The sequence below is a fragment of the Paenibacillus sp. FSL M7-0656 genome (assembly GCF_038003225.1).
In the GTDB taxonomy this organism is placed as follows: domain Bacteria; phylum Bacillota; class Bacilli; order Paenibacillales; family Paenibacillaceae; genus Paenibacillus; species Paenibacillus amylolyticus.
The window spans coordinates 4658999-4679209 of the sequence record NZ_JBBOOT010000001.1; the positions used below are offsets into that span (position 1 = coordinate 4658999).

Consider the following 20211-nt stretch of genomic DNA (forward strand, 5'->3'; position numbering starts at 1 on the left):
GGTTGTATAACATCATGAGTTATACAGTACAACTTGCTGGAGAACAGGGATGTAAGGCATCTTACAAGTGGTCAGTGATTTTCCGGAGGTTAGCGATTTCGTCACGATGAAGGGAGACTGATTTGAATCCGGTACGAATACGGCCAGATTTTGCCAAGTCTTGCATGACAATCGTAACCGATTCCCGTGTGGCTCCTGCCATCCAGGCAATCTCCTGATGGGTAAGCCCGAGTTGAATCCGGCAGTACTCATCTTCTTCGATGCATCCCATCTGTTCAGCCAGCCGGAAGAGATTATGTATCACCTTTTCATGCAGGTTTCCGAGTGCAAGCGTCTGTGTCAACTCGCTCATTCGTTTGATCCGCTCGCTTAGTACGTTCATCAGTCTCATCATAAATTCCGGATGTTCAATCAGAAACTGTTCAAAACGTTGTTTGTTCATCAGGCAAATATCACACTCCTCCATCGTATCGATATAAACGGCGCGTGTTCCGAGTGAGATTCCGTTCATTTCTCCAAACACGTTACCTTCCGTCAAAATATCGAGAGTGAACTGCTTGCCCTCCGGATTTAATGTATATAAACGAACCTTTCCCCGTTTTACAAAATAGAAACCTTCTGTAAACGTATCGGGTGTCTGGATCTGTCTGTTTTTAGGTATGGTCGTAATAGAAGTCATCCCATCCATTTCAATCAGGTCTGCCTCGGATAAGGAGGACATGAGGTCGAATTGTGATAAATACAGAATTTTATCCATAGAACTCCTTTCCCAATATGAATATAAAAAAAGAAGAACCCACGAAAAACAACGGGTTCTCTTGCAGCGGGACTTCCTGATCGGAAGGTCTTCTGACTATAAATGATCAAATGCCATTTTGATTATAGTAACTTTTTTAATTGAGAGACGCGTCCTTGGCTGATGCCAAGCTTTTCCGCAATTTGCTGTTGAGCCAAACCGGGATTCTGTTCAACAATTTCTTTCATCTGTTGCAGCATACGTGCCGTCTTTGGCCGCAGGTCCGGATATTCTTGGTTGTCAGCTGTGGTCCCTTCTTCCCTAGCGGGAGATGAGACTGGGGCGGATTTGGAAGCAGGACGCTCCACGGGTGCAGGAGCCTGTTTGTTCTGAGGTACGAACCAGTCGGGAGAGTCATCCGGGTGTTTTAATTGAATTGCACAAGTCCGGCAGATGAATTGTTCTTTGAAATACATTTCCGTATCTACATCACCGCAAAAAATACATAATGTTGATTTGTACTTTCTTAAAATCAACTCTTTTCCTTCAATGAAAAACTCAAGCGGATCGCCGATATGGATTTCCATCGTATCCCGCATTTCTTTGGGAAGGACAATTCGTCCAAGACGGTCCAGAGATCTCTTCATTCCGGTTCTTTTCATCGCATCTCCCCCGCAATATTCACAATTAAAAACCTGTCCTTATTGTAAGGAAGAAAGGGCTTTAATACAACAATAATATTTCAAAAAAAGTGGATAATTCCATCCATTATGGGAAAATAAGTTTAGAAAGCACGGGTGCAACCGCTAAAGTGAACAATGCAGCGAGCACCATGGAGATGCTGGAGATGGTACCGGTCAGGGAACTCAGTTCAAACGCCTTGGATGTCCCTGTGCCATGGGCACCGGTTCCAAACAGTGTGCCTCGTGCAATCTCCCCATCGATGCGCAGCATTTTGACGATGGAAGGGCCCATAATTACTCCGAGCAGACCAGTCATAATAACAAAAACAGCTGTCACTGCGGGTATGCCACCGATAGTGGCGGATACGTTCATGGCAATTGGGGTGGTAATCGATCTTGGGATCAGACTATGAATGAGACCGGAATCCAGGCGCAACCATTTGGCGAGCAGGGCAGAGGAAAGTACGGCAACAACCGAGCCAGTCATGACACTGAAGACAATCTCGGAAATATGTTTTTTGAGTACATGGAAAAAGGTATAGAGCGGTACGGCAAAAGCCACGGTGGCCGGTTGAAGCAGCAGACTCAGCCATTTGCCACCACTACTATACGTGGCATAATCCGTTCCGGTTGCAAGCAATATGCCAACAACAAGAAGCGGTGTAATGAGCAACGGAGACAGATATACTTTAGGCAGATTGCGATACATTCGTTTGGTAACCCAATAGATACCGACGGTTAACAACAGGCAGAGGAATCCAATCATCCGGTGTGACGCTCCTTTCGTTTGGCAATTCGTGTAGCCACTAGGCCTGTGCAGGACATGACCAGGAAAGTACTAAGTAGTACGATAAATAAAATTTGCAATCCGTCATGTTCCAACATGGGCATATAGTTCATAATGCCAACGGCTGACGGGATAAAAAATAACAATAGTTCACCGAGCAGCCAGGCAGCTCCAACTTCAATCCAGCGCAGCTTCACAACACGAGTCTGAAGCAGAATGAATAACACAACCATACCGAGTATTGAACCTGGTACAGGAAGATGGAGAGTACGGGCCAGCAGGTCCATCAGCAGTGAAAAAACCATTAAGAGCGCAACTTGTGCAATACCAAGGCCCCATTTTTTCACTTCAATCCCTCCTTGTATAATCAACGTAATCGTTTAAGTTATTATGAAAATGAAAATGATTCATTTGATATCACAAATTTTACATGGCTTCCTTTCATGAGTAAAATGCATATTAAGAATGTTTACTATTCCATTTGTCTATGAGAGGTGAGTATCAACCGATGGATATCCGCCATTTGCAATATTTTCTGGAAGTTGCCCGGCAGCAGAGCTTCACTAAAGCCGCCGAAGTCCTGTATATCACCCAGCCCACGATCAGCAAGACGGTCAAGAGTCTTGAAGAGGAATTGGGTATCACTTTACTGGACCGTTATGGGAAGAAAGTTGAACTAACCGATGCAGGCCATGTGTTTTTTCGGCAGGCACTTGAGATTGAAAAATCATTCCGCAGTCTGTCGTCCGAATTGGACGATCTGATGAATTTGAAGAAAGGCCATCTGCGGATTGGTTTGCCGCCGATGGTAGGATCAAGCTTTTTCCCCATGATCATTGGCGAATTTCACAAAGCCTACCCGCAGGTGACCATTCAGCTGTTTGAGGATGGCGCCAAAAAAGTGGAGGCCGATGTGATCAGTGGTGCACTGGATATTGGCGTTGCCGTACTGCCAACCGTGGATGAGCTGTTGGATCATTTTGTGTTTGTGAAAGAGAAGCTGAACCTGCTCGTACACCCTTCACATCCACTTGCTGGAAAAGAATCGGTCGCGCTGCATGAACTGGAAAACGACGCCTTTGTGCTGTTTAGGGAGGATTTTGCATTGCATGACCGGATTATTGTGGCCTGTCAGCATGCTGGCTTCCAGCCCCGTGTGGTATATGAGAGCTCCCAGTGGGATCTGCTCAGCGCGATGGTTGCTGCCAATTTGGGGGTAGCCTTACTGCCGGAGACGATCTGTCGTGAGGTAGACCATATGCGCGTGCGCATTATACCCGTGGTGGAACCGGTGATTCCATGGCAGCTCGGCATGATCTGGCGGAAGGATCGTTATCTTTCATTTGCCACGAGAGAGTGGATTGGATTCACTCAGTCGATGCTGGGTGAGTAAGGGAAGCGATCGGAAGGTTGTTCCATTCTAGTGCCCAGTGTAAATACTCTTTTGTTGACCCCGGATCGTTGTTACAATGGAAGCATAATCATGATGGAGGTGTACGAACATGAAATTACGGGTATCCGCTGTACAATACCAGCTACAAACAATCAGCTCGTTTGAGCAGTTCGCCGCTCAGGCTGAGCATTACATACGGACAGCGAGTGAATACGGAACCGAATTTGTCCTGTTCCCGGAATTTTTCACAACGCAGTTAATGTCCATTGGGGACAAACAAGGCAATGCACTGACAATTGAGGAGTTGCCAAACTTTACGGAGCAATATGAACAACTATTCACGTCTCTTGCTACCAAGTACGGCATGCACGTCATCGGGGGAACCCACGTCATTCGACGTGAAGGGAAGCTGTATAATACAGCCCACATGTTCTACCCGGATGGTCGCATCGCGCGGCAGGACAAGATTCACATTACACCAACCGAAGTCCAGGAATGGAACATGGCTCCCGGAGAGGGACTTGAGGTGTTCGACACGGACAAAGGCCGTATTGCGATGCTGACCTGTTACGATATTGAATTCCCGGAAATTGTACGGATGGCCAAAGCCAAAGGCGCAGACGTAATTTTCTGTCCTTCCTGCACGGACGATCGTCATGGATTCTACCGTGTGCGTTATACGAGTCATGCCCGCGCGGTAGAGAATCAGGTGTATGTTGTGTTAACCGGAACAGTGGGTAACCTGCCGACCGTTGATTTCATGCGGGCCAACTATGGACAGGCTGCGATCATTACGCCAAATGATATTCCGTTCCCGCCACGTGGCATTCTGGCCGAGGGTGAGATTAACAACGATATGATCGTGACCGCCGATCTGGATCTGGACTTGTTGTATGAGGTACGTGAACGTGGATCGGTAACGACCTGGCGTGACCGCCGTACTGATCTGTATACCGATTGGGAGTAGGCAACCTTATAGAGGTTGTTCAAAAAGCCCGCTTTTGATTACGAAGGATGCCTAGTGGCATCATCAGCATCGAATATGGAATTCAGCCGAAATGTCCGTTGCTCACGTAGTCTTCCCTACGCTCCGCTACTCCATTTCTAGCTTCATCCCATCTTCTCGGTACTGAAAACCGACCTTTTTGAACACATAATTAAAACCGAAGCGAAACAGAGTAGGGAATTCATTTTGTCAGTGGAAAGGGGTGAACCGGCAACATGTATACCAAAGAAATGCTGATCACCGATCCGGAGCGAAGTGGTAAAAGGGTAAAAGCAGTCGTTCGCAATTATGTTACTGCCGACTTTGAGGAACTCATTCGCATTCAGGCGGAGAGTTTCCCTCCTCCTTATCCGGAAGAACTGCTCTGGAGTCACGAGCAGCTCACCAGTCATGTACAGCATTACCCGGAGGGTGCCATCTGTATTGAAGTCGATGGAGAGTTGGCCGGATCAATGACCTCGCTACGGATGCAGTGGGACCCTGCACATCCAGCAAGTCATACCTGGGCCCAAGTAACGGATGACGGTTATATTCGTAACCACCAGCCGGATGGCAACACGCTGTATATTGTTGATCTCTGTGTTCGTCCAATGTACCGCAAATGGGGACTGGCTCAGCTTATGATGCAGGCGATGTACCACCTTGTCATCGCTCAGGGGATGGATCGGTTACTGGGTGCTGGTAGAATGCCCGGTTATCATTTGGTTGCAGACCAACTGTCTGCGCAGGAATATCTGAACCAGGTGGCAGCGGGAGAAAGACGTGATCCGGTGATATCGTTCCTGCTTCGTTGTGGGCGCATGCCAGTTGGTGTGACAGCGGGCTATCTGGACGATGAGGAATCCTGCAACTATGCAGCCCTGATGGAGTGGCGGAATCCGTTCAGATAAAGAAATGTTAAACGAAATACATCATCAATCTAGGGGGTATTTATTCATGGAATTCACGCGTATTACATCCATTAAAGATCCATTGTTTGCCCAAATGCACAAGTTGATGCAGGAGATTTTCCCGCGGGAAGAAGTGCTTGACTTCCCCCTGTGGGAAGAACCACTGGAAGATCCGGGTATTCGGGTGTTCGTGGCTGTGCATGAGGGACAGGTTGTTGGAGCGACAGAGTACCGTTATTACGAGGATTGGAACGTAGCCATGACGGACTTTACGATTATTGGGCGTGAAGGTCTGGGGATCGGCAGTTTCCTGGCGAATAACCGCAAGCGTGATCTGCAAAAGCTGGCTGCAGCAAACGGGAAAGAATTGTTCGGTATGTTTGCCGAAATCTATAACCCTTATCTGAGTCAGGATCATGAGTTTGGCGGCATCAAGCCGATGGACCCGTATGTGCGTCGCGAAGTGCTGTCCCATCTGGGATATCAGCGTCTGGACTTCCCGTATGTTCATCCATCCTGGCAAGGTGACGGTGAAGCAGTTGGCGGATTGGATCTGTGTTTCATGCCAGGCGATGAGTCGCTTGATGAACTGCCAGCCAGTCTGGTGGCTGATTTCCTGAATCGATATTATGCAGTGCTTCCTAACAAACCACAAGAATGGCTTGCCATGGTAGAGCAATTGACTGCTCGCAAGTCGGTTGCGCTACTGCCGTTGTGAACTGGACGGGATAGAACATTAGATCATAGTGGCGTTGCAAGTACCTTGAAGAATGATGACAGATGCAAAAAGCCCGTAGAACAGGCCATTATTGGACCTGCTTTCTACGGGCTTTTTCTATTTAGTTCAAGGTTGAGATTGAGCCAATGTATGATGGGTTTAAAATATTTTCTTTAAGAAGTGGTGAATGAGCTCATGGATCTCTGTCACATGTGTTTCGAGAGCAAAATGCCCAGTATCAAGTAAATGCACTTCTGCAGATGGGATATCACGCTTATAAGCTAAAGCTCCAGCAGGAAGAAAAGCAGGATCATTTTTACCCCATACAGCTAGAAGAGGAGGTTGATAATTGCGGAAATAAGCCTGAAATTCAGGATAAAGATCCACGTTTGTTCTATAATCGAGGATTAAATCCAGTTGGATTTCTTCAGCTTCCGGGCGTGACATGTAGGCAATATCCAGTGAATATCCGTCTGGTGAAACAAGGCTAGCATCAGTTCCATGAAGATACTGAAAGTTACGGATAGTTTCGGGGGTTAAGGAATCACGACATGCTTCACGATTTTCAGGTGTTGGAGAGTGCCAATACATCTCCCAAGGTCCCCATGCGTCACTAAATCCTTCGACATATGCGTTGCCATTCTGACTAATAATGGCTTGAACTTGTTCCGGGTGAGCCACTGCCAAGCGATAACCGACAGGTGCCCCATAATCAAACACATACATTACATATTTCTTAAGAGCTAATGCTTCAGTGAAACCTTCAATAACTCGAAACAGGCTGTCAAATGTGAAGTCAAACTGACTGCGCGGTGGAGTTGTTGTGCGACCAAACCCAGCAAGATCAGGGGCAATGACACGGTATTGTTCTGCCAGTTTGGGAATAAGGTCGCGAAACATATGACTAGAGGATGGAAACCCGTGTAATAGTAAAATAACTTGGCCATCCTTAGGCCCGGCTTCACGGTAAAAAACTTCGACATCTCCAACTTTCTGGTGCTGATAACTAATCTTCATTTTTTACATCTCCTTCTGGATTCATTAAGAAGTCCAATATTATTTCTCTTACTTACTTGTAGAACTGGTGATGACGTGTTTTTATTGTATAATTAATATATTTATTTGAATAATGAATAGATTGAATGCTAGCTATTTTAAATCGAAATACAAAAGGGTGAAAGATATGATAAATTCCTTAGAGGGTCGTTTTTTTCAGGCATTTATTGCTTTGCTTGAAGAGAAGAGTTTCAGCCGAGCTGGGGAGCGCTTAGGTTATGTCCAGTCCACAGTAACAACTCATATTCAACAGCTGGAGAAGATCTGCGGACAGAAGTTGTTTCATCGATTTCCACGAGGGGTGGAACCTACGGAAGCTGGAAAAGTATTTTCCAAATATGCTTATCAGTATGTCCACTTAAGTGAATCCCTTAAAGAAAGTATGAATGATATGAATGAGCCGTGCGGAACAATAAATATTAGACTACAGGAATCCTTTTTTCTTACACGCATGCTTCCATTTGTACAGGAATATACGAGAAACTTTCCAAGCGTAAATTTACGTGTTGAACAAGGGGCGCATCAAGATATTCTAAAAAGTGTGCTGGATTATGCCCTGGATTTTGGCATTGTTCCTCAAAACCCTGAGCGACATGACATTCTCTTTTATCCGATTATGGAAGAGACTATTGTTTTTGTTGCATCTGAGGATTTGGTTCGGAAAGTGGAAAGTGTAGGGGCGCAGATTCTAAATGACGAGGTGTTTATCAGTAACGGCACATCTTGTTTGTATCATACGACTGCTGTAGATGTTCTAAAGAATGAAGGGATTGTGGTTAAGAATGCGTTAGAGCTTTCAAGTCTTGAGATGATCAAGGAACTTGTATGCTGTGGAAAAGGTTTTGCCTTGGTCCCTAAAATAGCGATCAAAAACGAACTAAAGATGGGTAGATTAAAAATTCTTCCTTTTACTTCTAAAATAAGCTTTACGCATGGTCTGATTGTTCACAAAAATCGAGAGCGTAGTTTTACTGCTGAAAGTTTCCAATCGGAACTACTGAAATATTTTAAAGAATATTGATCCATCAGCTCTTGTAGCCTTCTGAAATGGAAAAAGGTTGAATGCCGATTGTGTGTAATTCAAATAACGCACATGTTCATCCTCGTAAGATGGATCATGTGCGTTATAGATGTGTAATCTTGAAGAAACTTCAGTACTTGGTGATTCACTATGAAGCTCTTTTTAGAATATTAAAAAAATAAAATCAGTTCGCGTCCTTTCGATCCGGGAGCTGGCTCAAATAACTGTTGGACAAGTGTGCAAGATCCAATGCTCGATCATATTGTTCCTTGGTTATAAACCGCGAAGGAGACACCTCACTGTTATTGGGTGTGGAGAATACTGAAGGTACCTTTTCCGCCGAAATTTTCGATATCTCTTCTGAAGGAACACCCGTCTGCTGTTGCCCTTCATCCTGTCTGCCCGCATCAGCTAGGGAATAATGCGTTCCGTCCCCGTATCCTTTCGCCGGTATGAAGAGAGAAGCATCGTTTAGCACGGAACCGGAAGGAAGATAATATCGTTCGGGTAGGAGATTTCCACCTTCATGCAACAAATCCTGTCCGAAGTGTAATTGGTCCTTCAGCGATACTCCGGTGAGTCCCGCAATCGTTGGCAGAATGTCCACCTGGCCTCCGATCTGCTCCAGCTGTACACCCGGAGTAGCACCCGGGGCCGAGATAATGAGTGGAATATTAATCATATCTGCTGATGTGTATTCCCGACCATACAACTCTTTCATAAGGACTTTGTCATCCCGATCCAGTGAATAGATGGGAAGTCCCAGGTGATCCCCGTACAAGACAAACAAACTATTTTCCCATAATCCCCGTTCTTTCAATCCAGCAATCAACTGTCCAACCGCCTGATCGGCATAATGCTGTGATATCAGATAATCACCGGGCAACGTATCTTTGTAACGCTCTGGCAGCGTCAGCTTCACCTTGTTTTTAGGCAAAGTGTACGGGTGGTGGGCTGACATGGAGATGATATGGGCATAGAAGGGATCGCCCGAAGACTGCATGGATTCCAGCTTATCCAGTGTTTTGGAATACAGTACTTCATCCGAGGCCGAAAAGGCGATAGAGTCCTGTGTGCCGAAATAATTAATATCATAATACTGGTCGAATCCAAGTGCCTTGTATAACTGATCCCGATTCCAGAAACGAACATCATTTGTATGGAATGTAGCTGTCTGATATCCGTTTGCTGACATCAGCTTGGGTAGACTCGGCAGAGCTTTATCCGCATATACAGTTGTTGCTGCCCCGTTCGGCGGGGTGTAGAACGATGTGTTCACAACAAATTCTGCATCTGATGTATTTCCCTGTCCCACTTGCTGATAGAAGTTCGGAAAATACAGGCTCTGTCTAGCCAATTGATTCAGATTAGGCGTAATCTCCTGTCCATCTACCTCTAATCCAATCAGAAAGTTCTGGAACGATTCCAACTGGAGCATAATCACATTGCGTCCGCTCGCGGCACCCTGCTCCACAATCGCAGGAAGTTCGGTCGTTTGTTTCAGTTGGTCGATGTCAGTCTGATCAATGTGAGCGATGGGCACAGGTTTATCAGGTCGATCCAGGATGGTATACGCCTCGTAACCGAGGATGCCCATCTGTTCTGCTTGTGTAAGCTCACTCATGCTGGCCCGATTGGGATAGATGTTGAGCATGCACAGGATCATGGACAGGGTCAGAATGACCGAGGCAACCCGTCTTCTGGCACGTCGTTCAAGTGGAATACGGTTCGGGCGTTCTGTACTCCCTAGCTTGATCCGACGACGAATGAGTATCCCCCCGATAATCAGAACGTCTGCAAAAATAAACAAATAATAGGGGTCAAGCAAAGAGAACATGCTACTCTTGACCGAGGTCACCTGATTCACTTGTGCCAACGCATGATAGTTAACGATTACGCCATAGTATTTGTAGTACATGATGGCTGCAAAGAAAATCCCTGAGAGCAGCAAATTCATGGCAAGGTATATCCACATTCGCCGCTTGGCAGCAAACCACTCGATTAGACAGAAGCCGATCCAGATGAGCGGCAATTCGGTCAGCAGTGGTTTCCAGACAGGGATGTCATCAAAGATAACAATCCAGGCCAGTGAACTTTTGATCATCATGATAATGGTAAAGAATATAAACGGTCCGCTTAGAAATCGGGTGAGTGAACTGCGTGACAAGGTACCGCCTTCCCTTCCGAAGTTTCATTTAACAAGTATTATCCTATCTGAGCATGGCTGTGTCAAAAATGAGAGCCTTCTACAATTGACGGCAAAAAACCTCTTCCATGCAGGAAGAGGTTTGAAAAAACATGGGCCACTGCGATAAAAGCCAGATGCGACCCAATTTCGTTATTCTATAGTGTACGTTGTGACGTAAGAAGGTCTGGGGAACATGGTAGGCTTCTGTGCGGTCAGTCCTTCGCTAGTACTGCGGTTACGGTGAGCGTGACTATATGCTTGGGATTCCTGCCAGCCTTTGAAGTTTTCTTCCGACTGCCAGAGTGTAAGTACGACATATGTGTCATCCTTCAGAGGACGAAGCACACGAATACCAACAAAGCCAGGCTCGTCTTCTACCTTGCGGGCACGGTTCTTAAACCGTTCTTCGAAATCGTTACGACCATCCTCTGTGACAGGGATATTGTTGAGAACAGCGTAACCACCACCAGTCCAGGAGCCTGCGGCATCAAAAGCTTCATATGCGGCTATTTTATCATCAGACTCGATATTCATCAGGCGTTCTGCGGATTCAATAGCCAGGCGCACGTGCTCTTCGCTTCGCAATGTCAGATGCGGGTATGCAGCAAGTGCATCCGGAATCGGTGAAGGAACCAAATAGATATACATAGAAGCGGCCTCCTTATTAAGTACATTCTAACTCAACATAGCATATGGGATTGTGCGAGTCCAATCGGTTCACATGTATCGGACAGGTGGGCTAATTCCGAGCTGAGTAGTATAGGTTTGCCGCAATAGAAGATAAACAATGAATGACAAACACTGCAGTAATAATGAAAAAGGAAAGCGATATTCCGTCTAGCATAACTACGAGGATCCATGCCAGAGCAAGACTGATAGTGGTCGCATTCCAGGAGAAGGCTTTTGCTCTCGTGATACAATAGAAATACCGCTCATCCAGTCCGTTGTGCTTTTTTGCAATCAACCTTGTGAAAAAAATAATGAGTATTGCAAATAACAAACCAGCTACAATTCCACCGATCCCGATCATCCGATTCAGTAATTCAGAACTCAATATTCTCATCTCCTTCAAAAATAAATAATTCCTCGATCTGACAGCCAAATAATTGGGCAAGCTTGTGAGCAAGCACAAGAGAAGGTTTGTACTTTCCGGATTCCAACGATATGATGGTCTGCCTGGAGACCTTTAGCCGTTGAGACAGTTCTTCCTGTGTGATGTGCATATGTATTCGTTTGTCTCTGATTAGATTTTGCAAGTATATCCTCCCATAAGTAAAGTTCGCTTTACGTAAAGTTAACTTTACTTATGCGACGATGGAATGTCAATCTCTCTTTATAATATTTTCCACTTCTTCGAGGTGGTGCTGTGTCCAAAAGCATATTTCATGATAAAGTATAATCACTACAAACAGAACGGGTGATCGTATGACAACAACAATTCGGATATCGGTTAGACCTTTGGTGGAGTATGTGTACCGCAGTGGCAGCATACGTCCAGGGTTCCGGACCAATGCCTCGATGCAGGAGGGAACTCGAATTCATCAGCGGGTACAGAAGGAGTACACGGAAGAGGATCTCAAAGAGATTGTGCTCGAAGCTGAGATTCAACATGGGGATCTGACCTATGTGGTGGAGGGACGATGTGATGGCCTGATCCGGTTGGAGGGTCAGTTGACGGTGGATGAGATCAAATCAACTGCGGGCAATCTGGATGATCTGGGAGAAGGTCTTCCCGTACACTGGGCGCAGGCGATGATGTATGCCTATATGTACGCCGTTCAGCAAGACGAACCACGTATGCAAGTTCAGTTGACGTATGTGCATTCGGTTACCCATGAAGAAAGACGGTTTCGCCGAATGGCAGAACGACAGGAACTGGAGCAGTTTGCGGCAGAAGTGATTGCCGGTTATGCGCCATATGCAGAGATGATCGCTGCATATGAAGAAAAGCGTGATATCAGTGTGAAAGAGCTGCCGTTTCCTTTTCGCAAATACAGGGAGGGACAGCGAAAGCTGGCAGGAGCCGTTTACAAAACAATCCGTGAGGGTCAGGGATTGATGGCCAAAGCACCAACAGGCATTGGTAAAACGATGTCCGTACTGTTCCCCACGGTCAAAGCGATTGGCGAAGGCGAAGCGAGCCGATTGTTCTATCTGACCGCGAGGACGACGACACGGGTGGCGGCAGAAGAAGCTTTTGCCCGGATGCAATCGGAAGGATTGAAGATGCATGTGATCAGTCTGACCGCGAAGGACAAGATTTGTTTTAAGGAAGAAGAAGCTTGTGATACGGGGCAATGCGGCATGTGTGAAGGGTATTATGACCGTATTAACGGTGCTGTGCTGGACATGCTGGAACATGAGACGTTGATGACACGTCCGGTCATCGAGCAGTATGCGCGCAAACATCGGGTGTGTCCGTTTGAGTTTTCACTGGATGCGGCATATGCAGCCGATGCGGTGATCTGCGATTATAACTATATTTTCGATCCGAGGATCTCTCTGAAAAGAATGTTGGAGGAGCAGAAACGCAAGACGGTGTTATTGGTGGACGAGGCTCATAATCTGGTCGATCGTGGCCGAATGATGTTTTCCGCTGAGCTGGAGAAGGCAGTATTTCTGGATGTGAAAAGAGAGTTCCAGTCGCTGGACAGCAGTGTGCCTGCTGCCAAAGCCATTGTTGACTACACCGGGGCCATTGATAAGTATCTGATTACCCTTCGGAAAAACGGTGGAGAAGAAGGAAAGATCATCCAGCAGGAAGCACCGGAGGAACTGATTGAACGACTGGAACCTTTTGTCATGGTTGCGGAGCAATGTCTTGTTGAAGGTGGTTCAGGGAATGCCGAGACGGATCAGCTGCTGTTGGATGCCTACTTCACGGCACAGAATTTCCTGCGTATTGCCAAGCTGTATGATGAACGTTTTATTACGTATGCAGAGTGTGTTCGAAGTGAAGTGAGAGTGAAGTTATTTTGTCTCGATCCTTCGGTACTGCTTCGTCAGACGGCCAAAGGATTCCGCTCCCTCATTCATTTCTCAGCTACATTGTCACCCCTTCGCTATTTTCGGGATATGCTGGGTGCAGAGGAAGAGGATTATACATTGCAGATTCCATCGCCATTTCAGCGTGAACAACTGGATGTAAGGCTTCTGCCCTTATCTGTGCGATATAAGGACCGGGAGCAATCCCGGCGCCCCATTGCAGAGATGCTGCAACAGCTGGTAAGTGAATGGCCGCGCAGCAATCTGATGGTCTTCTTCCCTTCCTACCCTTATATGCGCGAGATATATGAGACCTATGCACAGCTTCCAAGTGAAGCGGATACGGTTATACAAAAGCAAGGCATGAACGAACTGGAACGGGAGCAGTTTTTGGATGGTTTCCAACCCAATCCTGAACGAACACGATTGGTATTTGCCGTCATGGGTGGCGTATTCTCTGAGGGTGTCGATCTGCCGGGAGACCGCTTGAATGGCGTCGTTGTGGTAGGTGCGGGGCTGCCGCAGATTGGTCTGGAGAACAACGTATTACGTGATTACTATGATCGGACAGGACGCAACGGATTCAATTATGCCTATATTTTCCCTGGTATGAATAAGGTGCTACAGGCGGGTGGACGGCTGATTCGGACAGAAGAAGACAGGGGTGTGCTGGTGCTGGTCGACGATCGGTTCACGCAGGAACCCTATCGTTCCCTGCTGCCCGAGGAGTGGCGGGACTATAAACGAATTTGATGAACGAACTACGAATGAAATGATGCATGTATATAAGTTGAACTAATCATTTACACGATAACGGAGAGGACAGAAAAAACCTGAAAAAGCGAAGCGTTCGCCTAAAAGCTTTCTGAAAGAAAGCTACATCGGAAGCATACGCTATCCTCGGATTTTCCCCTTCGAAAAAGGGAATCAAAAAATTTGGGGATAACAGCGATTGGAAGGTTATTCTGTCATTGTAGTGTCAGTGTAAATAATCTTTGTTCAGCTTATACAGCATATATTTTTCGATTTTCTTTCCTTTATATGATTGAAGGGTAGGGTGAAAGGGTTATAACTTGGTTAGCAACGAACGAACAACGGCGATTACCCTATCCGTTCCGCGGTCCGCTTCGAAAGCAATCAAGGAGGTCGGTTATAATGAAGAGAAATCATACCATGATGCAGTTTTTTGAATGGCACCTGGCTGCAGACGGAGATCATTGGAAGCGACTGGCTGAAATGGCCCCGGAACTTAAAGCCAAAGGCATTGACTCGGTATGGGTACCACCCGTAACCAAGGCAGTGTCCGCAGAAGATACAGGTTATGGTGTATATGATCTGTACGATCTGGGCGAATTTGATCAAAAGGGTACCGTACGGACCAAATATGGCACCAAGCAGGAACTGGTGGAGGCCATTGCCGAGTGTCAGAAGAACGGAATCGCCGTCTATGTGGATCTGGTCATGAATCACAAGGCCGGAGCAGATGAGACGGAAGTGTTCAAAGTGATCGAGGTTGATCCCAATGATCGAACGAAGGAAATTTCTGAGCCGTTTGAGATTGAGGGCTGGACCAAATTCACATTCCCGGGTCGCGGGGATCAATACTCCTCTTTTAAATGGAACTCTGACCACTTCAATGGCACGGACTTTGATGCCAAGGGAGAACGAACAGGTGTATTCCGCATCGCAGGAGAGAATAAAAAATGGAATGAGAATGTCGATGATGAGTTTGGTAACTATGACTATCTGATGTTCGCCAATATAGATTATAACCACCCGGATGTTCGGCGCGAGATGATCGATTGGGGGAAATGGCTGATCGATACCCTCCAGTGCGGTGGGTTCCGGCTGGATGCGATTAAGCATATCAACCATGAATTCATTAAGGAATTCGCAGCAGAGATGATCCGCAAACGCGGTCAGGATTTCTACATCGTAGGCGAGTTCTGGAATTCAAACCTGGATGCATGTCGTGAATTCCTCGATACGGTAGACTATCAGATCGACTTGTTTGACGTGTCTCTTCACTACAAGTTGCATGAGGCTTCGCTTGCAGGTAGAGACTTTGATCTCTCCAAAATTTTTGATGATACCTTGGTTCAGACACATCCTACCCATGCGGTAACTTTTGTAGATAACCATGACTCCCAACCTCATGAAGCGTTGGAATCATGGATTGGAGACTGGTTTAAGCCAAGCGCCTATGCGTTGACGCTATTACGTCGCGATGGTTATCCGGTTGTATTTTACGGGGATTATTATGGCATTGGTGGTCCTGAACCTGTGGATGGCAAAAAAGAGATTTTGGACATTCTGCTGTCTGCCCGTTGCAACAAAGCGTATGGAGAGCAGGAAGATTACTTCGATCACGCCAATACGATTGGCTGGGTACGTCGTGGCGTAGAGGAAATCGAAGGTTCCGGTTGTGCAGTGGTCATCTCCAACGGGGATGACGGTGAGAAGAGGATGTTCATCGGAGAGCATCGTGCTGGTGAAGTCTGGGTGGATCTGACGAAGAGCTGTGATGATCAGATTACCATTGAGGAAGACGGCTGGGCCACCTTCCATGTGTGCGGTGGAGGCGTCTCGGTATGGGCTATTCCTGAACAGAATGAGGACTGCGCTGACGCTGAGTAACGGCATGTGCCAGGCAGGATAAGAAAAGGTACACCGACCGCATAAAAACAGTATATAGATAGACCGTTATTGTTAAACCATCTGAACAGGAGAGCGAGTATACCTGTGTCCAGGTGGTTTTTTGCATTTATCTAGGTACAACTAAAACTCCATCCTAACGAACCGAGGGCACCTTATTTGCACTGAATTAGCGTTATTGGAATTCTAACGAATCTCAGTAACCTTATTACTCTCAAAAACGATTGAAGTAGCGCCAATTGGAGCAACATCACCTGATTAACGCGTTTGAGATTCGTTAGAATACTGGTAACTCGGATTTCAGCCGAATAAGGTCTCTCAGATTCGTTAGCTTAACGTGGGTTAAGTGTCGCCGCCATACGCAAACGAATCACTGCTACAATTAAAAACATGAAATGAGAAAGAAACAGTTCGGTTCCACATCTTAATACATGGTACAATAATCCAAATATGGAGTGTTAGAAAATAAAATGAGAGAACGTAATAAGCGATATTTTTTGCAGAAGATGGAGAAGAGGAGGGGCGGCATGAGTCCCAAAAGAGAGATGAACCGTTTCTTCCCGTTGGTCATGTACCTATGTGTAATAGCCGTGTGTCTGGGGGCTTGCAGTTTGGGACCAAACCAGGGGCCAGCGGGTGAACCGAAGCGAACCGATGAGTATACGTTGAATTCGGAGCGAAGAGATTTGAATGAGCGGGTTACGAAGAACCTTGAGTCTTTTCAGACGAACTCGCCAGATGATTATAATTTGACAGCAACGGTGGATGTGAGTCATGAATCCGGAGTTGATCGGATTACTTATGAGATTTTGGTGAATGAGGCTCGGGTGCCCATGGTTAATGTCATTCAGTCCTTCACCCTCGATCCCAACATGATAAATCGAATAGATGCTGGAGAATTATTTCATTCCAATGTGAGCAATACACACGAGATTAGTTTAGAGTCTGACAAGGAACCGCTTGGATTGAGTTTGAGCAGAAGTTACGTCTTGAAGCCCAAGGAGGAGATCGACAGCAATATCCTCCAGCGTTATGCAGATATGTATATCAAAATTTCCTATGGCCCAAATGATCAGCGAACGGAAGATTATTTTCATGTTCAGGCCGAGCCGTCTCCAAGGACGATTGAGTATATGAAGTCATTGGAGAGAGATTAGATTAATAGAAAGGCAGCATCCGCCAGTTCCGTATGAGGAATCTGAGTAGACGCTGCCGGTTCATCTATTTGAGATAGTAAGGTTATTACTTTTCAAAATACTGATTCATCGTATCCCACATTCGATTGAACTCACTTCGTTCCATTGAAAATGCTCCAGGCTTCTCAGGTTTATGATGAGAAGTTGGCTCAAAGTTTAAGTATTCATGGTGTGTAGTACACTCATAGTTTTTGCTGTTAATGAGGAATTCAATTCTGTCCTTAAAGGGTCTTTCCAGTAATTTAACCACCATGATGTCTCCACTACTGGTGCTTCTTGCAGGAGAATATATCAGAAAGTAACCTTGTTCAATTCGATATTCCATAGCAATGACCTCCATTAGAATATAGGTCCAAATACGATAATATCCGATGCCCTCTCTCCGTACCTACTCCAGTTCAAATGATTCCAACGTGCCAACCATCCGCAGATTATGCTCGCGGTTGAACTGATCCCGTCTGTCCGCATCCGCGTACTCATCATGATAATGCATCAGTACGGTTTTCTGTCTCACTTCCGCGGGTAACTGCTCCAGATCTTTCAATGAAGTATGGGATTTGATGACCAGATCGTGCATATGGCATTCATGGAAAATCAGCTGCACATCAGCGGCAACTTGCTCCACACGTTCCTGGTCGAGTGTACTGTCAGCACTGTAATAGAAGTAAGGCTTGGCGAGTAGCCCATTGCTGACCATACCGGGAACATGCTGTGTCCGAAACGTCTCAAACGTCACGCCGCCCAGTTCGAATGTGCCTCCATCTGGCAGGGGAACGACATCGTAGTAATCGCTCATGGTACGTTCACCATCCGTTGTGTAGCGCATGCCGGGGGATAGAATGTTCCAGAGCGGATCTACCAATTGTTCGTGTATGAACAGACGGGGTTTGCGGTCGCCTACGATCTGTGCGTAATAACCCAGCATCTGTACACCATTAATATGATCTTCATGTAGATGCGTAATGAACACGTTGTGGATATCGGTCATGGCGAATCCATATTCCTTGAGTGCTTTAGCATTTGATTCTGGAAAATCAATGACCAGATGCGTGTCTCCGAATTCAGCCAACATACTATTGTGGTGCTGCTCCACGCTGAACATATCTCCAGTGCCGAGAAAAGTGATTTTCAATTCATTTCATCTCCTTGTGTGATCTTCAGATCAGCATCCTTGCGTTAAATCCAGTATACCTTGTTCCCGAATATATGCCTAAATCAACCTTTTTTGATAACGCTATCATTTTATATTGAACTTTGATGATAAACAGTGTAGCGTAAAGATGGGAAGTGAACCCATATGAACGTAAACTCACCTAAAGGGAGCGTGCGAGGCGAATGAAATCTTTTCTGGATGAACAATTTTTGCTGCACAATGAAACGGCGATCAAGTTATATGAGGATTATGCCAAAGACATGCCGATTATTGATTATCATTGCCACCTCAGTCCTCAGGAGATCTACGAGAACAAAACCTTTGGCAATCTTACAGAGGCTTGGTTATACGGTGATCACTATAAGTGGCGGCTCATGCGCGCAAACGGAATTGAAGAGCAATATGTGACCGGCGGCGAGGGAGTAACCGATTACGATCGTTTCATGGCTTATGCCAAAACGGTACCGATGATGATTGGTAATCCGCTGTACGCCTGGTCTCATCTGGAATTACAGCGATATTTCGGCGTCTACGAAGTATTGAATGAGACAAGCGCACCGGCCATCTGGGAAAAAGTAAATGCCAAACTGAACAGTGACGGATTCGGTGCACGCGATCTGATTACCAAATCCAATGTCACTGTTGTGTGCACAACCGATGATCCAACGGATTCTCTGGAGTATCATCTGAAAATTCAGGAAATCGAAGGCTTTGATACGGCGGTATTACCTTCTTTCCGCCCGGATAAAGGCTTGGAATTGAACCGGGATACCTTCGTGGAATGGGTGGGCAAGCTGTCGCAGGCATCTGGCACTGCCATTTCAGATTATGAATCCTTCCTTGCTGCGCTGGAGTCACGTGTGGAATTTTTCCATTCCGTCGGCGGCAGAGTCTCTGACCATGCACTTGATTATGTTCCTTACGGCGTGGCTACACGCGAAGAAGCAGCTGCCATCTTTGCAAAGGTACTTGCGGGTCAGAAGGTAACTCGTGAGGAAGAGGACAAGTACAAGACGGTAACGCTGACGTTCCTTGGCAAACTGTATGCAGATCGGGGCTGGGTGATGCAGTTCCACATTAATGCAGCCCGTAACAACAACACACGGATGTTTGCCAAACTTGGGCCGGATACTGGTTACGATGCCGTGAATGATACGCCGCTTTCCGCAGCGATGATTGGATTGCTCGACGCTTTGGAGCAACAACAAGCACTGCCCAAAACGATTCTGTATTCTCTGAATCCAAGGGACAACGAAGTGCTCGCGGCGATCATCGGCAGCTTCCAGGGCGGGGGTATTCCGGGCAAAATCCAGCTTGGTGCAGCCTGGTGGTTTAACGATACGAAGGATGGCATGTTAGCCCAGATGAAAGCCCTGGCGAATGTAGGTCTGCTCAGCCGATTTGTCGGCATGCTAACCGATTCACGCAGCTTCCTGTCCTACACCCGGCATGAGTATTTCCGTCGTCTCGTCTGCAACCTCATCGGTGAATGGGCCGAACAAGGGGAGGCACCGCAGGATATGGAGTTGCTCGGTCAGATCGTACAGGGTATTGCCTACAACAATGCAAAAGAGTATTTCCCGTTTGCCTCAGTGCCTAAAACAGTCTCTGCTTCACAGTCCTGATGAGTAACAAACGCACCTAATCATGCAATTTATGCAATAAGAAGATTCTTTTGTGTCTACTTTTCAATCGTAATAAAATGCTCCCCTTCCTTACCTCCGGGCCATCATCCACCGGAGTA

Annotated in this window: 20 protein-coding genes; 9 read left to right on the forward strand and 11 right to left on the reverse strand. The window is 46.3% G+C overall.

Annotation, left to right across the window (positions count from 1 at the left end; all coding sequences use genetic code 11):
- Nucleotides 1–61 precede the first annotated feature (61 nt).
- The 4 genes from MHI01_RS20630 to MHI01_RS20645 all read right to left on the reverse strand — a co-directional run bounded on the left by MHI01_RS20630 (nucleotide 62) and on the right by MHI01_RS20645 (nucleotide 2553).
- Entirely contained in the window at nucleotides 62–757 is a 696-nt protein-coding gene (locus tag MHI01_RS20630) for a Crp/Fnr family transcriptional regulator (protein WP_340984007.1), read from the reverse strand.
- Between the two features lie 122 nt (nucleotides 758–879).
- Nucleotides 880–1398, reverse strand: coding sequence for an AbrB/MazE/SpoVT family DNA-binding domain-containing protein (locus tag MHI01_RS20635; protein ID WP_047840820.1), 519 nt, complete (start codon nucleotides 1396–1398; stop codon nucleotides 880–882).
- 106 nt (nucleotides 1399–1504) lie between these two features.
- On the reverse strand, nucleotides 1505–2185 hold the full coding sequence (locus MHI01_RS20640) for a CidB/LrgB family autolysis modulator (protein ID WP_076251772.1): 681 nt from the start codon (nucleotides 2183–2185) through the stop codon (nucleotides 1505–1507).
- Nucleotides 2182–2553, reverse strand: a complete 372-nt coding sequence (locus MHI01_RS20645; protein WP_017691758.1) for a CidA/LrgA family protein — start codon at nucleotides 2551–2553, stop codon at nucleotides 2182–2184. Before MHI01_RS20645 ends, MHI01_RS20640 begins: the two co-directional genes overlap by 4 nt.
- A 161-nt stretch (nucleotides 2554–2714) precedes the next feature.
- On the opposite strand from MHI01_RS20645, the gene cidR reads away from it, so the two are divergent.
- The 4 genes from cidR to MHI01_RS20665 all read left to right on the forward strand — a co-directional run bounded on the left by cidR (nucleotide 2715) and on the right by MHI01_RS20665 (nucleotide 6213).
- Nucleotides 2715–3599, forward strand: a complete 885-nt coding sequence (gene cidR / locus MHI01_RS20650) for a cidABC operon transcriptional activator CidR (RefSeq protein ID WP_047840818.1) — start codon at nucleotides 2715–2717, stop codon at nucleotides 3597–3599.
- Between the two features lie 109 nt (nucleotides 3600–3708).
- Nucleotides 3709–4566: a carbon-nitrogen hydrolase family protein gene (locus MHI01_RS20655; protein WP_127551468.1), complete on the forward strand. Its 858-nt coding sequence runs from the start codon at nucleotides 3709–3711 to the stop codon at nucleotides 4564–4566.
- Between the two features lie 254 nt (nucleotides 4567–4820).
- Nucleotides 4821–5495 (forward strand): GNAT family N-acetyltransferase, encoded by a 675-nt coding sequence (locus MHI01_RS20660; RefSeq protein ID WP_340984008.1) that lies wholly within the window; start codon nucleotides 4821–4823, stop codon nucleotides 5493–5495.
- A gap of 46 nt (nucleotides 5496–5541) precedes the next feature.
- Complete coding sequence (locus MHI01_RS20665) at nucleotides 5542–6213, forward strand: GNAT family N-acetyltransferase (RefSeq protein ID WP_282319989.1); 672 nt, start codon at nucleotides 5542–5544, stop codon at nucleotides 6211–6213.
- A gap of 159 nt (nucleotides 6214–6372) precedes the next feature.
- Here the strand turns inward: MHI01_RS20665 and MHI01_RS20670 are convergent, their stop codons facing one another.
- On the reverse strand, nucleotides 6373–7230 hold the full coding sequence (locus MHI01_RS20670) for an alpha/beta fold hydrolase (protein WP_036612931.1): 858 nt from the start codon (nucleotides 7228–7230) through the stop codon (nucleotides 6373–6375).
- Between the two features lie 166 nt (nucleotides 7231–7396).
- On the opposite strand from MHI01_RS20670, the gene MHI01_RS20675 reads away from it, so the two are divergent.
- Nucleotides 7397–8290 carry a LysR family transcriptional regulator gene (locus MHI01_RS20675; protein ID WP_282322259.1) on the forward strand — a complete coding sequence of 298 codons (894 nt, stop codon included), beginning with the start codon at nucleotides 7397–7399 and terminating at the stop codon, nucleotides 8288–8290.
- A gap of 184 nt (nucleotides 8291–8474) precedes the next feature.
- Here the strand turns inward: MHI01_RS20675 and MHI01_RS20680 are convergent, their stop codons facing one another.
- The 4 genes from MHI01_RS20680 to MHI01_RS20695 all read right to left on the reverse strand — a co-directional run bounded on the left by MHI01_RS20680 (nucleotide 8475) and on the right by MHI01_RS20695 (nucleotide 11734).
- Nucleotides 8475–10397 (reverse strand): LTA synthase family protein, encoded by a 1923-nt coding sequence (locus MHI01_RS20680; protein WP_425607859.1) that lies wholly within the window; start codon nucleotides 10395–10397, stop codon nucleotides 8475–8477.
- A gap of 231 nt (nucleotides 10398–10628) precedes the next feature.
- A complete protein-coding gene (locus MHI01_RS20685) occupies nucleotides 10629–11126 on the reverse strand; it encodes an antibiotic biosynthesis monooxygenase family protein (protein ID WP_211084637.1) in 498 nt (165 codons plus the stop codon).
- Between the two features lie 91 nt (nucleotides 11127–11217).
- Nucleotides 11218–11532, reverse strand: a complete 315-nt coding sequence (locus MHI01_RS20690; protein WP_340984010.1) for a hypothetical protein — start codon at nucleotides 11530–11532, stop codon at nucleotides 11218–11220.
- Complete coding sequence (locus MHI01_RS20695) at nucleotides 11522–11734, reverse strand: helix-turn-helix transcriptional regulator (RefSeq protein ID WP_036612923.1); 213 nt, start codon at nucleotides 11732–11734, stop codon at nucleotides 11522–11524. The genes MHI01_RS20690 and MHI01_RS20695 overlap by 11 nt, the downstream gene beginning before the upstream one ends.
- Before the next feature lie 169 nt (nucleotides 11735–11903).
- On the opposite strand from MHI01_RS20695, the gene MHI01_RS20700 reads away from it, so the two are divergent.
- From MHI01_RS20700 to MHI01_RS20710, 3 genes are all read left to right on the forward strand, one after another.
- A complete protein-coding gene (locus tag MHI01_RS20700) occupies nucleotides 11904–14216 on the forward strand; it encodes an ATP-dependent DNA helicase (protein ID WP_076319305.1) in 2313 nt (770 codons plus the stop codon).
- A gap of 402 nt (nucleotides 14217–14618) precedes the next feature.
- Complete coding sequence (locus tag MHI01_RS20705) at nucleotides 14619–16100, forward strand: alpha-amylase (RefSeq protein WP_340984011.1); 1482 nt, start codon at nucleotides 14619–14621, stop codon at nucleotides 16098–16100.
- A gap of 545 nt (nucleotides 16101–16645) precedes the next feature.
- Nucleotides 16646–17275 (forward strand): hypothetical protein, encoded by a 630-nt coding sequence (locus MHI01_RS20710; RefSeq protein ID WP_282319995.1) that lies wholly within the window; start codon nucleotides 16646–16648, stop codon nucleotides 17273–17275.
- Between the two features lie 85 nt (nucleotides 17276–17360).
- Here MHI01_RS20710 and MHI01_RS20715 read toward each other — a convergent pair whose 3' ends face one another.
- Both MHI01_RS20715 and MHI01_RS20720 read right to left on the reverse strand, forming a co-directional pair.
- Nucleotides 17361–17639 (reverse strand): hypothetical protein, encoded by a 279-nt coding sequence (locus MHI01_RS20715; RefSeq protein ID WP_036612914.1) that lies wholly within the window; start codon nucleotides 17637–17639, stop codon nucleotides 17361–17363.
- Nucleotides 17640–17702: 63 nt separating this feature from the next.
- Nucleotides 17703–18446 carry an MBL fold metallo-hydrolase gene (locus MHI01_RS20720; protein ID WP_036612911.1) on the reverse strand — a complete coding sequence of 248 codons (744 nt, stop codon included), beginning with the start codon at nucleotides 18444–18446 and terminating at the stop codon, nucleotides 17703–17705.
- 203 nt (nucleotides 18447–18649) lie between these two features.
- Here MHI01_RS20720 and uxaC point away from each other — a divergent pair, with 203 nt between their 5' ends.
- Nucleotides 18650–20092: a glucuronate isomerase gene (uxaC, locus tag MHI01_RS20725; RefSeq protein WP_036612908.1), complete on the forward strand. Its 1443-nt coding sequence runs from the start codon at nucleotides 18650–18652 to the stop codon at nucleotides 20090–20092.
- Nucleotides 20093–20211: the final 119 nt, after the last annotated feature.

Excerpts from the sequence above, each read along its gene's own strand:
- MHI01_RS20630 (WP_340984007.1), bottom strand. The coding sequence starts at position 757 with ATGGATAAAATTCTGTATTTATCACAATTCGACCTCATGTCCTCCTTA.
- MHI01_RS20635 (WP_047840820.1), bottom strand. The coding sequence starts at position 1,398 with ATGAAAAGAACCGGAATGAAGAGATCTCTGGACCGTCTTGGACGAATT.
- MHI01_RS20640 (WP_076251772.1), bottom strand. The coding sequence starts at position 2,185 with ATGATTGGATTCCTCTGCCTGTTGTTAACCGTCGGTATCTATTGGGTT.
- cidR (WP_047840818.1), top strand. The coding sequence starts at position 2,715 with ATGGATATCCGCCATTTGCAATATTTTCTGGAAGTTGCCCGGCAGCAG.
- MHI01_RS20655 (WP_127551468.1), top strand. The coding sequence starts at position 3,709 with ATGAAATTACGGGTATCCGCTGTACAATACCAGCTACAAACAATCAGC.
- MHI01_RS20660 (WP_340984008.1), top strand. The coding sequence starts at position 4,821 with ATGTATACCAAAGAAATGCTGATCACCGATCCGGAGCGAAGTGGTAAA.
- MHI01_RS20665 (WP_282319989.1), top strand. The coding sequence starts at position 5,542 with ATGGAATTCACGCGTATTACATCCATTAAAGATCCATTGTTTGCCCAA.
- MHI01_RS20670 (WP_036612931.1), bottom strand. The coding sequence starts at position 7,230 with ATGAAGATTAGTTATCAGCACCAGAAAGTTGGAGATGTCGAAGTTTTT.
- MHI01_RS20675 (WP_282322259.1), top strand. The coding sequence starts at position 7,397 with ATGATAAATTCCTTAGAGGGTCGTTTTTTTCAGGCATTTATTGCTTTG.
- MHI01_RS20680 (WP_425607859.1), bottom strand. The coding sequence starts at position 10,397 with ATGATGATCAAAAGTTCACTGGCCTGGATTGTTATCTTTGATGACATC.
- MHI01_RS20685 (WP_211084637.1), bottom strand. The coding sequence starts at position 11,126 with ATGTATATCTATTTGGTTCCTTCACCGATTCCGGATGCACTTGCTGCA.
- MHI01_RS20700 (WP_076319305.1), top strand. The coding sequence starts at position 11,904 with ATGACAACAACAATTCGGATATCGGTTAGACCTTTGGTGGAGTATGTG.
- MHI01_RS20705 (WP_340984011.1), top strand. The coding sequence starts at position 14,619 with ATGAAGAGAAATCATACCATGATGCAGTTTTTTGAATGGCACCTGGCT.
- MHI01_RS20710 (WP_282319995.1), top strand. The coding sequence starts at position 16,646 with ATGAGTCCCAAAAGAGAGATGAACCGTTTCTTCCCGTTGGTCATGTAC.
- MHI01_RS20715 (WP_036612914.1), bottom strand. The coding sequence starts at position 17,639 with ATGGAATATCGAATTGAACAAGGTTACTTTCTGATATATTCTCCTGCA.
- uxaC (WP_036612908.1), top strand. The coding sequence starts at position 18,650 with ATGAAATCTTTTCTGGATGAACAATTTTTGCTGCACAATGAAACGGCG.